The organism is Parabacteroides vesiculifaciens (genome assembly GCF_049860805.1).
Taxonomy (GTDB): domain Bacteria; phylum Bacteroidota; class Bacteroidia; order Bacteroidales; family Tannerellaceae; genus Parabacteroides.
Genome location: NZ_CP187555.1, coordinates 947,340 through 960,672 on the forward strand (window position 1 = coordinate 947,340; position 13,333 = coordinate 960,672).

Annotated in this window: 10 protein-coding genes and 1 tRNA gene; 3 read left to right on the plus strand and 8 right to left on the minus strand. The window is 46.8% G+C overall.

What is annotated here, in order from left to right; all coding sequences use genetic code 11:
• Nucleotides 1–34: 34 nt before the first annotated feature.
• Nucleotides 35–2,980 carry a PD-(D/E)XK nuclease family protein gene (locus tag ACPYIV_RS03735; RefSeq protein WP_425885606.1) on the plus strand — a complete coding sequence of 982 codons (2,946 nt, stop codon included), beginning with the start codon at nucleotides 35–37 and terminating at the stop codon, nucleotides 2,978–2,980.
• A gap of 102 nt (nucleotides 2,981–3,082) precedes the next feature.
• Here ACPYIV_RS03735 and ACPYIV_RS03740 read toward each other — a convergent pair whose 3' ends face one another.
• The 5 genes from ACPYIV_RS03740 to ACPYIV_RS03760 form a co-directional block, all read right to left on the minus strand.
• The gene (locus ACPYIV_RS03740; RefSeq protein WP_425885608.1) at nucleotides 3,083–4,489 is read right to left on the minus strand and encodes an aldo/keto reductase; all 1,407 of its coding nucleotides are present in this window, start codon (nucleotides 4,487–4,489) and stop codon (nucleotides 3,083–3,085) included.
• A gap of 25 nt (nucleotides 4,490–4,514) precedes the next feature.
• The gene (locus ACPYIV_RS03745) at nucleotides 4,515–6,020 is read right to left on the minus strand and encodes a 4Fe-4S binding protein (protein ID WP_425885610.1); all 1,506 of its coding nucleotides are present in this window, start codon (nucleotides 6,018–6,020) and stop codon (nucleotides 4,515–4,517) included.
• 109 nt (nucleotides 6,021–6,129) lie between these two features.
• Nucleotides 6,130–6,990, minus strand: a complete 861-nt coding sequence (locus ACPYIV_RS03750) for an alpha/beta hydrolase (protein ID WP_425885612.1) — start codon at nucleotides 6,988–6,990, stop codon at nucleotides 6,130–6,132.
• A gap of 156 nt (nucleotides 6,991–7,146) precedes the next feature.
• A complete protein-coding gene (locus tag ACPYIV_RS03755; protein WP_293740871.1) occupies nucleotides 7,147–8,085 on the minus strand; it encodes a ketopantoate reductase family protein in 939 nt (312 codons plus the stop codon).
• 47 nt (nucleotides 8,086–8,132) lie between these two features.
• The gene (locus ACPYIV_RS03760; protein ID WP_293732384.1) at nucleotides 8,133–8,993 is read right to left on the minus strand and encodes a pyridoxamine kinase; all 861 of its coding nucleotides are present in this window, start codon (nucleotides 8,991–8,993) and stop codon (nucleotides 8,133–8,135) included.
• Nucleotides 8,994–9,151: 158 nt separating this feature from the next.
• Between ACPYIV_RS03760 and msrB the strand changes: the two genes are divergently transcribed.
• On the plus strand, nucleotides 9,152–10,132 hold the full coding sequence (gene msrB / locus ACPYIV_RS03765) for a peptide-methionine (R)-S-oxide reductase MsrB (protein WP_425885615.1): 981 nt from the start codon (nucleotides 9,152–9,154) through the stop codon (nucleotides 10,130–10,132).
• A gap of 70 nt (nucleotides 10,133–10,202) precedes the next feature.
• On the opposite strand, the gene ACPYIV_RS03770 is transcribed toward msrB, so the two are convergent.
• Nucleotides 10,203–11,384: a DUF418 domain-containing protein gene (locus ACPYIV_RS03770; protein ID WP_293732386.1), complete on the minus strand. Its 1,182-nt coding sequence runs from the start codon at nucleotides 11,382–11,384 to the stop codon at nucleotides 10,203–10,205.
• 384 nt (nucleotides 11,385–11,768) lie between these two features.
• A tRNA-Ser gene (locus ACPYIV_RS03775) sits at nucleotides 11,769–11,853 on the minus strand.
• Nucleotides 11,854–12,041: 188 nt separating this feature from the next.
• On the opposite strand from ACPYIV_RS03775, the gene trxA reads away from it, so the two are divergent.
• Entirely contained in the window at nucleotides 12,042–12,512 is a 471-nt protein-coding gene (gene trxA, locus ACPYIV_RS03780) for a thioredoxin (RefSeq protein WP_293741045.1), read from the plus strand.
• Nucleotides 12,513–12,678: 166 nt separating this feature from the next.
• On the opposite strand, the gene ACPYIV_RS03785 is transcribed toward trxA, so the two are convergent.
• Complete coding sequence (locus ACPYIV_RS03785; protein ID WP_148480183.1) at nucleotides 12,679–13,227, minus strand: 30S ribosomal protein S16; 549 nt, start codon at nucleotides 13,225–13,227, stop codon at nucleotides 12,679–12,681.
• Nucleotides 13,228–13,333: the final 106 nt, after the last annotated feature.

The window sequence follows — 13,333 nt, forward strand, 5'->3', positions numbered from 1 at the left end:
AATTTAAATCATCATTTACCAATTCGAACAATTAATGAAACCATTCTTATATCAGGTCGCATCCCTGTTTTATTCTGAATACGGGGCGGAAGTCAGCCGTCTGGCCTTTGTTTTCCCGAACCGACGTACGGGGCTGTTCTTTCAGAAATATTTGTCGGAAGTATCGGAGAAGCCGCTTTTCTCTCCGACGATCTTGACGATCAACGACCTGTTTGTGCAGTTGAGCGGAAAACAGACGGCAGACCGGATCAGCATGTTGTTTAAGTTGTATGATATCTATCTGAAGCATAGCGGTTCTTCCGAAACATTCGACGAGTTCCTCTATTGGGGGGAAATGCTGCTGAATGACTTCGACGATATCGATAAATACATGGCTGACGCCCGCATGCTCTTTACAAATGTGACAGACCTTCGTGAGATTGAGAATGATTTCAGTTTTCTGAGTCCCGAACAGATTGCGGCTATCCGGACCTTCTGGTCTTCTTTCTATCCGAAAGGAGATACTCCTAACCAGGAACAGTTCCTCGCAGTCTGGCAAATCCTGTACGCTTTATATACCGATTTGAGGGAAGCGCTTGCTGCTGAAGGCAAGGGATATGAAGGCATGATTTTCCGCGAAGTGGTCGAGCAGATGGAGAAAAACGAATGTTGCGACCTTCCCTATGCGAAAGTTGTGTTTGTCGGTCTGAACGCCCTTTCGGTGGCTGAAGAACGTTTCCTGTCCGAGTTGCAGAAACGGAAAATTGCCGATTTTTACTGGGATTATGCTTCTCCGAAAGTGACGGACCCGGACAACAAAGCCTCTTACTTCGTGGAGCGCAATTTACGGCGGTTCCCCTCGCAGTTAGTAGTTGAAAGTGGAGAGTTGAAAGTTGAAAGTATAAATAGTGACGCGAAGCCACTTTCAACTTTCAACTCTCAACTTTCAACTCCCAAGATCGAGGTGATCGGCATCCCATCCGGTATTGGGCAGGCCAAACAGGTGCACAGTATTTTGAGCGAGCTTTGCAAAGAAGATGAGATGAGTGCGGAAGAAGCCTTGCGGACGGCTGTGATCCTGCCGGACGAGCACCTGTTGATTCCGGTCCTGAATGCCATCCCCGAACAGATCCGGCGGATCAATGTGACGATGGGATATCCGTTGGCCGGTACACCGGTTGCATCTTTGATGGAATATATTTTGGCTTTGCAAAAGAATATCCGTTATGTGGACCGGCGGCCGGTGTTCTATTTCCGGGATGTCTTGCCGATCTTGAACCATCGGTATATCTCGGCTACCTCCCCGGAGGTGGTTTCCAGTCTGGTAAAAGATATTTCGGAAAACAACAAGATTTATATCTCGTATGACGATCTGGATAAGACGCCTTTGTTGTCCATCCTCTTCACTCCGGTGACTGCGGTGGAAACTTTTTCCGATTACTTGATCAACGTGTTGCAGGAGTTGAATAAAGCAGTTGAAAGTGGAGAGTTGAAAGTTGAAAATGTAAATAGTGACGCGAAGCCACTTTCAACTATTAACGATATTGAGCAGGAGTTCATCTTCCATTACTTTACCACCGTCAACCGGATGAAAGAAGTTATGCGGGAGGCGAATGTAGAAATGAAAATCGACACCTATTTCCGCTTGCTGAAACGTGTGACGGACACGATTACGATCCCTTTCCACGGCGAGCCCCTTTCCGGTTTGCAGATCATGGGGGTTTTGGAAACCCGTGCGCTCGACTTCGACCGGCTGATTATCCTTTCCATGAATGAAGGGATTTTCCCGTTGAAGAAAGCGGCTAATTCATTTATTCCCTATAACCTCCGCCGAGGGTTCGGTTTGCCGACCTACGAGCATCAGGACAGTGTTTGGGCATATCATTTCTACCGTCTGATCTATCGTGCCAGCCATGTCAGCCTGCTTTACGATACGCGGAGCAACGGGTTGCAGACGGGCGAGGTGAGCCGGTTTGTGCATCAGTTGCATTATCATTATGAGGAACCGATACAGAATAAGGTGGTCGTTTACAACGTATCTTCTTCCAAAACCCCTGCCTTGCAGGTGGCTAAGACGGATGAAGTTATGAACCGCCTGGCGGCTTTCCGTAAGGGCGGGGCGCGGGCGATATCGGCGAGTGCGGTCAATACTTATCTGGATTGTCCGCTGAAATTCTATTTCTCCGTCGTAGAGGGTATACGGGAAGAAGAGGAGGTGAGCGAGACGATCGAAAGCAATGTTTTCGGAAGCATCCTGCATAAGGTGATGGAGGAACTGTATCAGCCTTTCTGCGGAAAGATGGTGACGGCCGATTTGCTGAAAGCGATCCGCAAAGATACGCCTATGTTGACAGGAGCGGTTGCCCGTGCCTTTGCTGAAATTTTCTTTAAGACGGATATCGTCCGCCCGCTCACCGGACAGAACTTCCTGATCGGCGAGATGATCCGCAAATATGTGGAGAAAGTGCTGGAGCGGGACGGCAAACTGACGCCTTTCCGCTATATCGAATCGGAAAAGAAGATGAACCGCCTCTTCCCGCTGGCGGATAAGAGCGAGATCCAGTTGAAAGGATTCATCGACCGTGTTGACGAGGTGCGCGATGCCGTCCGCATCATCGACTACAAGAGTGGGAACGGGACGGCGCAGTTTACCTCTGTCGAAGCTCTTTTCGACAAAGAGGATACGGATCGTTCCAAAGCGGTTATGCAGGTTTTTATGTATGCATGGATGTACGAAGGTGCCTCTTTCGGGAAAACCATTCAGCCGGGTATCTATTATATGCGGACCCTCTTTTCTTCCTCTTTCGACCCTGGAATCTACCGACGTATAGACCGGTTCAAAACAGAGCAGGTTCTGGACTTCGCTAATTACCATACGGATTTTGAAAATGGCTTGCGAAATTGCTTAGATGAAATCTTCGGCACTGAAACCCCATTCGTGCAAACCCCGAACGGCAAAGCTTGTGCATATTGTCCGTTTAAAGATATTTGCGGAAAATAGGGGATGTCGGTGAAACCGCTTCAATAGTTGAAACCGGCCGTCCCGAGCCGGGAGGACCACTTTTGAAATGGAAAGTGCTTCTCCCGATTCGGGACGGCTTTTTTACAATGTTTCCTGTTTCAGTTGTTCGACGAAACGGTCGATCCGCTGTAATTCTTTCGGGATATCGATTCCCTGCGGGCAGTGCGGGTTGCATTGGTTGCAATTAGTACAATGATCTGCCTGGCGGAGCTTCGGGACGCTGTGGTCATACCCGACTAAGTAAGCACGGCGGGCTTCGCGGTAGTTTTCATCCTGTCCACTCTGAGGAACATTCCCCTCGTTCACACATTTATTATAATGAAGCAGAATCCCCGGAATATCGATCCCGTAAGGACAAGGCATACAATACTTGCAGTCGTTGCACGGAATGGTCGGGTATTGCATCATCAGGTCGGCGGTGTCGAACAAGAAACGGTTTTCCTCTTCCGTTAACGGCTGCAACGGGCAGTAGGAGCGGAGGTTATCTTGCAGGTGCTCCATGTAGGTCATGCCACTCAGCACGGTGAGCACGCCGGGAAACGAACCGGCAAACCGGAAAGCCCAGGAGGCGACGCTCCGCCCCGGCTCGCGTTGTTTCAGTCGGGCGACGATATGGTCGTGCACGTTCGAAAGCCGGCCTCCGAGCAGCGGTTCCATGATGACGGCGGGAATCCCCCGTTTCTGCAATTCCCCGTACAGATATTCCGCATCGGTGTTTCGCGGGTTGATCTCTTTGGCGTGTTTCCAGTCCAAGTAATTCAGCTGGATCTGGACGAAATCCCACTGGTATTCGTCGTGCTTCGAAAGCAAATAGTCGAACACCTCTATATCTCCGTGATAGGAAAAACCTAAGTTCCGGATGCGTCCCGCCTTGCGTTCTTCGAGTAGGAAGTCGAGTATGCCGTTCTTGACATACCGGTTTTCGTAGGCTTCCATACCCCCCATGCCGATCCCGTGGAGCAGCATGTAATCGAGGTAATCGACTTGCAGCTCCTTGAGTGAATTGCGGTACATCGTGATGGAGGCCTCGCGGCTCCATGTGTCGGGAGAGAAGTTCGAAAGCTTGGTCGCGATATAATATTTGTCACGCGGATAGCGGCTGAGGGCGATCCCCATAGCATGTTCCGAACGTCCTTTGCAATAGGCTGGCGATGTGTCGAAGTAGTTCACACCGTGTTCGATGGCATAGTCGGTCAGCCGGTTGACCATTTCCTGGTCGATCTCGTCGTCGCTGTCTCTTGCACTGCTTTTGGCAATGGTCGGTAGGCGCATACATCCGTAGCCGAGGATGGAAACCTTGTCTTTTGTAGACGGTGCCGTGCGGTACGTCATCTGATCTGTAGGAATAGGATTGGAGCCGCCTGTCCCGGCAGCCTGATTGTTGTTCGAGCTGCACCCGGAGAGCAATGGGGCGGTCGTGGCCGTACTGATCCCTACAATCTTCAGGAAGTCTCGACGGTTTATCGCTTGATGATTGTCTTTTTTCATATATGATGATTCTTTTATTTTTTGATTAAATATTCCGGTGTCGTTCGTGTCCTTCCACATAAATGGCGCTGAACGGACGGGACGGGCACAGGTTTTCGCAGGCTCCACAGCCGATGCATTTTTCCTCGTTTACGACCGGCAGTTGAGGAGAGTCCGGGTCGTTCGGGTCTTTTGCCACCATTAGGATCGCTTGGGTCGGGCAGTGGCGGGCACAGTTGCCGCAAGTGACGCCATCCCGGTTGACGATGCAATTTTCCTGGATCAGTACGGCATGCCCGATCTGGATAGCCGTTTTGTCCGCTTTCGTGATCGGACGGATCGCTCCGGTCGGGCAAACTTCCGAACATTTGACACATTCGGGACGGCAATATCCCCGTTCGTACGACACCTCTGGCTGCATAAATGTGTGAAGGTCTCCCGAAGGACGGAGTACATGGTTCGTACAGACCGACACACAAAGCTGGCACGCGGTGCAATGCTGGGAGAAGTTGGCTGCGCTCAGTGAGCCAGGAGGTGTGACCGGGGTTGCGCGGTCCGGAATCTTTTTATCTTCGATGACGGCCAATCCGCCGTCGACCTTCTTGTCCGGGAGTTGTACTTTTTCCTGGGCTTTCAGTGCTGCAGAAGTGGCAAGTAATGCCGACACGGTAAAGAAATTTCGGCGACCGGGCTTGTCTGTGGCCGGCTGGCCAGCCTGTATTTCCGTTTTGTTTGTCTTTCTGCGTGTATATCGGATGGCTCCCTGCCGGCATTTGTCGATGCAGTCCATGCAGGCGACGCAACGGCTGTAGTCGATTTCATGTGCCTTTGGATTGATACAGGCCGCTTTGCAATTACGGGCGCACAAGCCGCAGCCGTTGCATTTGGACATGTCGATAACCGGTTTGAAAATAGAAAAACGGGAAATCAATCCCAAAACCGTACCTACCGGGCAGATCGTGTTGCAATAGGTCCGTCCGTTCCGCCAGGCAAGTATGATTAATGTAATAAAGGTCACTGTGGCGATGATGAAAGTAGGGAGGCTCCGCAACCAGACTTCCGTCTCGTAGAAAGCATAGCTGTCCGCCCGTTCCGCCAAGTAGGCCAAGAGGTTGTTCCCCCACCCCCAGAGGGGTGCGAATAAGTTGGAGGCGATGCGCCCGTAGGCGCTGTAAGGTGCTACCAACGCCGCCCATGCTCCCAGCCCGCTGATCATAGCAAGGATGAATATCACCAAAACCCCGTATCTTAGCCAGGATAGGGCGGGGGAATACTGGAAACGATTTTTCTTCCGTTTCCCCGCCAGCCATGAAACGATATCCTGAAATACGCCGAGAGGACAGATCACGGAGCAGTAAACCCGCCCGAAAATCCAGGTCAATGCAATAAGAAACAGCACCACGCCGAGGTTAAGTGCCAGCACCGCCGGTAGAAACTGTATTTTCGCCAGCCACCCGAACCATGTGTGCAGTGTCCCCGTGAAATCGAGGAACAGCAAGGTGATGAGCGTAAAACAGATAAGTGCAGTTGTAAGTCTGATCGTTCGCAACATAATAAACTCTTTTTAGATAGTCTGTTATTTTTATGTTGCAAAAATAATGAAAGGAAATGGTTTACAGCTTACACGGATTACGGATTAATGTACCAATATTACGGTTTTGTCAACTTCTGCAGAAAGTCTGGCTGACAAACCTCAGAACTTCAGGCAAAGCTGTCCGCCAATAGGTCCAGCTATGGCCGCCGTCGCGCACGCGGAATTCGTGCTTGATTCCTTTCTGCCTCATAATTTGGTGCACCTGCATATTTCCGTCCAATAAGCCGTCGTCGTCACCGCAATCAATGTAATAACGGATTTTAGGCAGGTCGTTCTGATCCCAGTCGGAAAGGATCTTTATTACATTGTTCTGTTGCCAATGTTCGTCTTCCGGACCGAACAGGCGGTTGAATAAATCTTTGTGCGATCTGTTTTTTCTTGCTTCCATGACTGTGTCGTCGAAAACGGCGGCACTCAATGGGGCGCATGCGCAGAACATCTCCGGATGATGCAAACTGTACAGGAACGAGCCGTATCCACCCATCGACAACCCGGCAACCGCCCGGCTTTCTTTATTACTGCGAATCCGGTATGTTTTTTCCATATAGGGGATGAGCTCTTCGAAAAACATGTCTTCGTAAGGTGCTTTTCCGTCGTACTGGTTGATATACCAAGTGTCCCATGCGTCCGGCATGACGATGATCATCGGCACGGCTTCCTCGTTTGCGATGGCACGGTCAGCAATCGTTTTCATTTGCCCCATCTGTATCCAGTTGGTTTCATTGTCCGTATAGCCATGCAACAGGTAGAGGACCGGGTAATTCCTTTTCGAGGTGTTGTAGTCGGAAGGCAGATAGATCGAGTAGGAGACTTTCCTGCCTAATTTGTTACTTTCGAAAGATAGCGATTCGAAAACTGTACTTTGTGAATATCCTGCCATATTGAATAGAAAGCACAGGATAAGATAAAGGTAGAATTTGCTTTTCATATACTATTAATATAATAATTAGATTTGTTTGTCAGGACAAAGTAGAAATAAGAGGAGTGGAGGCTGTGTCAAAATTCACTATCTTGCCATCCCGGCTTGATCCGCCATGGCAAAACGGGATTTTGACACACCCGCCTTTTTCCCTTCATTTGTGGATTAATCCGCCGTTGGATAGGGAAATCCGGTCAATCCTTTGTACATGAACTGATAGGTCGGGACTTCGACACCTAATTCCTGGGCGGTTCGTATGACATAGCCGGTCAGTGTTTCCACTTCCGTGCGGTTGCCTTTTTGGAAATCGCTGTGCATGGAGGTGGTGGAGTTGTTCGGCATGATCTTCTGCGCGTCGATGGCGGAGAATACTTGGTCGTCCGGCAGGGGAATGCCTTTGGCTACCGCAACGCTCTTGAGCTCATAACCTAATGTGATGAACAGGTCTATATGGTTGTTTATCACTTCGCTGATCGTCTCATTGAAATAGGAGGTGATGGTGGCAGCTGTAGAGATCATAAAGAATTTTTTCCAAATCTCCAGATCGATATCATCCGGGATTGTGGTGAGGATACGGGCGTTCGCCAATATGTCTTGCAATTCTTTCTGCCGTTTCTTGTCTCCCTGTTTGCTACCGAAGAACATCCGGTCTTTTATGGTGAACTTTTCCACTCTTCCCGGTCTGACCAAGCGGGAGCCGATGTAGACACATCCTTTCCATACCTCGTTGTCAGGCAATAGCTGTTGTATGCGTTCCGCTATGTCCGCTCCGTTCAAGAGGGGAATGATAACCGTATTCGGACCGATCACCGGAGCCAACTGGGCTATATTCTCTTCCAGATCGTAGCTTTTGGTACAACAAAACAGGTAATCGACCGGTCCTATTTCGGCAGGATTGTCGGTAGCGAGGGTGGGCCTTGCTTTGATCGTTAGGAATGTATTTTTAACTTCGATGCCGTTCTCACGGATCTCTTCCAGGTTTTCACCCCGGGAGATGAAATAGATGTCGACCTCTTCGGAGTCTTTGTAGCGGGCGGCTAATAATCCTCCGTAGTAACCGCCTACAGCTCCTATGCCGGAAATTGCTATTTTAGTTTTACTCATATTCTTGTTTTATTATTTTACAAAGATGAAAAATAAAATTGGAATAACTATATCAGTTTGAGTTCTTTTAGAAAGTCGGGGATACATTGTTCAAAATTAACACCAAAACGGTAATCTGTTTTTGCATTATATGTACGGCGTATGCTGTCGGCGGTGAAGTTTACGGCTATCTGCGCCGATTCGTTTAGGCTGAAGTTGTTTAACAGGCCGGATAACAGGGCGCTGGCAAAAATATCGCCTGTTCCGTGATAACTTCCTGGGATTCTTTTGGTAAAAAGGTAGTCTGTCGAATCATTCCTTTTGTCGTAGGTGGCGGCTCCTAATTCTTCTTCTTCAAAAAATACGCCGGTCAATACGATCTTTTCGGGACCGAGCTTGCTTAGTTTTTTTAAGATTTTTTCAATGTAAGCCCGCGTATAAGGGCCGGGATGGTAACTTTCTTCCAATAAGAGAGAGGCCTCGGTCAGATTGGGGACGATGATGTCCGCCTTTTTGCATAAGGATCGCATACCTGCGGCAAACTCAGGTTGGAATATGCGGTATAGCTCACCGTTGTCCGCCATCACCGGGTCTACGAGGATCAGATTGTCTTTCGATCTGAACAGTTCGAAGAACTCTTTGACGAGATCTAGTTGCTCGAACGAGCCTAAAAAGCCGCTGTAGGTCGCATCGAATTGTATGTCGAGCGACTTCCAGTGTTGCATAAAAGCCCGCATATCGCTTGTCAGGTCGCGGTAGGTATATCCGCTGATTCCACCTGTATGGGTAGATAATATAGCGGTCGGCATGGCGCATGCTTCTACTCCGGCAGCGGAAAGGATCGGCAAAGCAACTGTTAAAGAGCATTTTCCGAACCCGGACAAGTCATGTATGGCAGCTACACGTTTTTGATAATCTTTATTTTCCATTTGTATGTTATTTCTTTATTTTTCTATAACAACAAAAAATATTTCCGATTTGTTATTTGAGAAATATAAAGACTATGAGAAATATTGTTATTATTGCATTGTTATTGGCGTGTGTCGGTGTGGCTGGCAATGCCAGGAATATAAAAGAGTTTGATTTAATGAAACAAGAAAATATGAAGATGAAAGACAAGGCTGAAATATATCTGGCAGGCGGTTGCTTCTGGGGTACGGAACATTTCCTGAAGCAGATCAGAGGTGTGGAAAAGACGGAAGTTGGTTATGCCAACAGCCGGGTTCCCAATCCCACGTATAAAGAGGTATGTACAGGGAATACCGGAGCTGTGGAAACAGTGAAGGTCGTTTATGATCCGCAAACAGTCAACCTGGATCTGTTGTTGAACCTGTACTTCCAGACGATAGATCCGACCAGCGTCAACCGCCAGGGCGGCGATAGCGGTTTGCAGTATCGCACGGGCATTTATTATACCGATAAAGATGATGTTCCGGTGGTCGAAGCTGCCATAAAAGAGTTGGCAAAGGAATATACGAAACCGATTGCCATTGAGGTGAAACCTCTTGCCAATTTTTATGCTGCGGAAGATTACCATCAGGATTACCTGGATAAGAACGTAGGTGGTTATTGCCATATTAATCCGAAATTGTTCGAAATGGCCCGCAAAGCAAACGCCCGTCCCGTTTATGTAAAGCCAGATGATGCGACGCTTAAGAAAAAGCTTTCGGATGTACAGTATGCTGTGACACAAAAGAATGCCACGGAGCCTGCATTCCGCAATGAATACTGGAATGAGCACCGGGAAGGAATCTATGTCGATATAACGACCGGTGAACCGCTTTTCATATCTACCGATAAGTTCGATTCCGGCTGTGGCTGGCCCAGTTTTTCCAAGCCGATCGATAAGAAACTGATTGTAGAAAAGTTAGATACTTCGCATGGAATGACCCGGACAGAAGTACGTAGCCAGACGGGAAATGCCCATTTAGGCCATGTCTTTACAGATGGCCCTTCAGATAAGGGTGGCTTACGGTATTGTATAAACAGTGCCTCCTTGCGGTTTATCCCGAAAGAAAAGATGAAAGATGAAGGTTATGGAGAATATTTGTCTCTCCTGAAGAAATAAAATCAGGTTTTAGTATAGTATGAGGCAGTGCCGGGACTTTTTAGTTCCCTTTGGCGCTGCCTCATACTTTTTATTTATTATTCGAAAACATCCAGGTCCATTTATGCCAGATACTTTCCAGCGGGCCTTGTTTGTGGCTTGCCAACCACCATTTGCAGAACCAAACTTGTAGCATGAAGAGGACAAATCCGATAAGCAAACTTATTGTGTAACCGCAGTAAGGAGCTAAATAAAGTCCGAACGGGAAATAGATGATCGCTCCCATGATCGACTGCGTAATATAGTTAGTCAGACTCATCTTACCATAAAAACGCAAAGCGGAAACCGTTTTCCTGAAGCACTCTTTCTGGTAAAGGATCACAAACGAGGCAACAAGTACGAATGTAAATGCAAATTTTTGCCACATATCAAAAGCAGTTCCTACGGTTTGTTTGATCAAGGCATTGTCTCCACCCATGATTTGTTCCTTTAAAGAGTATAACGGGGCGAAACAGATAGCCGCAATAATAAGGGTCTTTACCCAGAAACGCAGGTGTGATTCGGAAGTAACGAACAGTTCTTTTCTACCGATATAAAACCCTAACAGGAATAGTCCTGCCGTTTGAAGAAAACGTCCGGCCCCGATAGCCCAGTACAAACTTGCTTTCTGTCCTAACGTTATATTTCCCCAAATGAAGTTCCAGAAATTTCCTGCCTTGGTATATTCGGCAACTTCACCGTACATGGCACCTACGCCGAGGTTCGGTAGAGTATGGGCAGGGTTGAACAACCCCATTATATAGTGATACCATTCTATCGGCTGAATTAATAATATAATAGCGGTGATCAGAATTGCCTTGTTACTCCATTTTCGTACAAGAAATAGGACAACTCCGACAACTGCAAATAATAGCAGCACGTCTCCGGCAGGGAAAAAAGCCGCATTCAGAGTAGCAAAACCAAGTAGCAGCACCAAACGCCAAAGGAAGCGGTAGCCGAAATCTTTTCCTTTCTTTTCCTGATTGTGAGATTGGATATAGAACGTGAAGCCAAATAGCAGGGCGAAAATTGCATAGGCTTTCCCTGCGAACAGGGAGAATATCACGTTAAACACTCCGTCGTTGAGGATAGATAACCATCCCGGTTGTTCCGTCGGATAAACAGGAAAAATAAAATGTTCCAGATTGTGCACTAAAATAATTGCCATAACGGCGAATCCCCTTAATGCGTCGACCACTTCAATACGTGGAGTTTTGCTCGCTGATAATTCCATATAAGTTGATTGTTAAAATTCAAAGTACGAATGTAAGGAATTGTGTGGAATTTCTTTTCTTTTTATTTATATAAATGAAATAATATACGTGTAATCGTTATGAACCACATCAGATACTTCTTTAATATGGAAGTCTCGGTCATAGCATTGTAAATCTCTAAAATGAGTTTCATGCAGGCAAGCCAAATAGCGACAGGACTTCGCCAATTTCGGACAAACTGTACCCCCTTACCGTTTTTGTTTGTCGGGGGGTATGAGTTAGGTTACGAACTTTGTCTTTTAGGGGCGAGAAGATGTACTTTAAGGCAGACACAAAGGGGATGAAAAAGTCCCACAAATCATTGAATTTGCGGGACTTGTCTGCTTACTGTCCGGTTAGTTCAGCGGAGAAAGAGGGATTCGAACCCCCGGAACCTCTCGGTTCAACGGTTTTCAAGACCGCCGCAATCGACCACTCTGCCATCTCTCCAGTATGTTTTTACAATCATTTTTTTGATTGCGGTGCAAAGGTAGGGATTATTTTTGAATAACCAAGTTTTGGGGTGGATATTTTTCTTTTCACTCTATTCTTTTTCTTTTAACCATTGGGAATAAACGTTTGTGTGTTTTTATTGTTATTTTTGTAAGTGGTAATAATTAAATAGTAATAAGTTTTATATGAGAAGTTTGAAAAGTCTATTGATGGTTGCGGTCGCGCTGATCTTGGTTAGTTGCTCCATGTCCGCTAAACCGGAAAAAAATGAAACGGAAAAGGCATCAGCACAGGGGGAAGTGATTGCTTTGAATAAGGCGGACTTTCTGTCGAAAGTATATAATTACGAAAAGAATCAGACTCAATGGGTATACGAAGGAAATAAACCGGCTATTATTGACTTCTATGCAGACTGGTGCGGTCCCTGCAAGAAAGTATCTCCGATTCTGAAAGAACTGGCTGCGCAGTACAAGGACGATATCGTTATTTATAAGATAAATGTAGATAATGAAAAGGAGTTGGCCTCGGCATTCGGTATACAGAGTATCCCGACATTACTGTTCATTCCTAAGACAGGTAAACCCCAGATCGCTCAGGGAGCCTTATCGAAAGAACAGTTTGTGGAGCAAATAGACAATTTCTTATTGAAAAAATAAAGTCTTTATATATTCCTGTTAGAAATGTTGCAATTTGGAACGCCTGATTCTTTTGTGGGATCGGGCGTTTGTTTTTTTTGCAAAGAACTGCCGGATAGGAGGTAGGGGCAATAAAAAAGAGGACACCTTTGTGGGATGTCCTCTTCTTATTTTGGCAAAGCCCGAATTATTCAGCGCTTTCTGCTGCAGGAGCTTCTTCTGCCGGAGCGGCAGCAGCTGCTTCTTCAGCTTGCTTAGCAGCTTCAGCGGCTGCCAATTCTGCTTTCTTTTTAGCTACGATTTCTGCTTTTGCCTTGTTTGCTTCTTTTTCTGCTTCCAGACGAGCTTTTTCTGCTGCTTTTGCAGCTTCGCTATCTTTGTCCTTTACAGCCTGAACAGAAGCTTGTTTGTTTTTCAACCAAGCCTGAAACTTAGTTTCAGCAGTTGCTTCGTCGAATGCACCCTTCTTGACACCTTCCAATAAGTGTTTTTTCAAGCAAACACCTTCACGGGAAAGGATGTTACGAGTGGTATCTGTGGGCTGTGCGCCTACCTGTAACCAATACAAAGCTCTTTCGAAGTTCAAATCTACTGTAGCAGGATTAGTGTTCGGATTATAAGAACCTATCCTTTCAATAAACTTTCCATCACGTGGAGCCCTGCTGTCTGCAACTACGATCTGATAAAAAGCGTAGCTTTTGCGACCGTGTCTCTGCAATCTAATTTTTGTTGCCATGTTTGAATAATTAATTTAAGCTGTTTGTATTAGCGGGTGCAAAGATAGGAATTTCCAGATACAAAACAAATATATAGAGGAAGAAAATAATTGATTATCTTTGCAT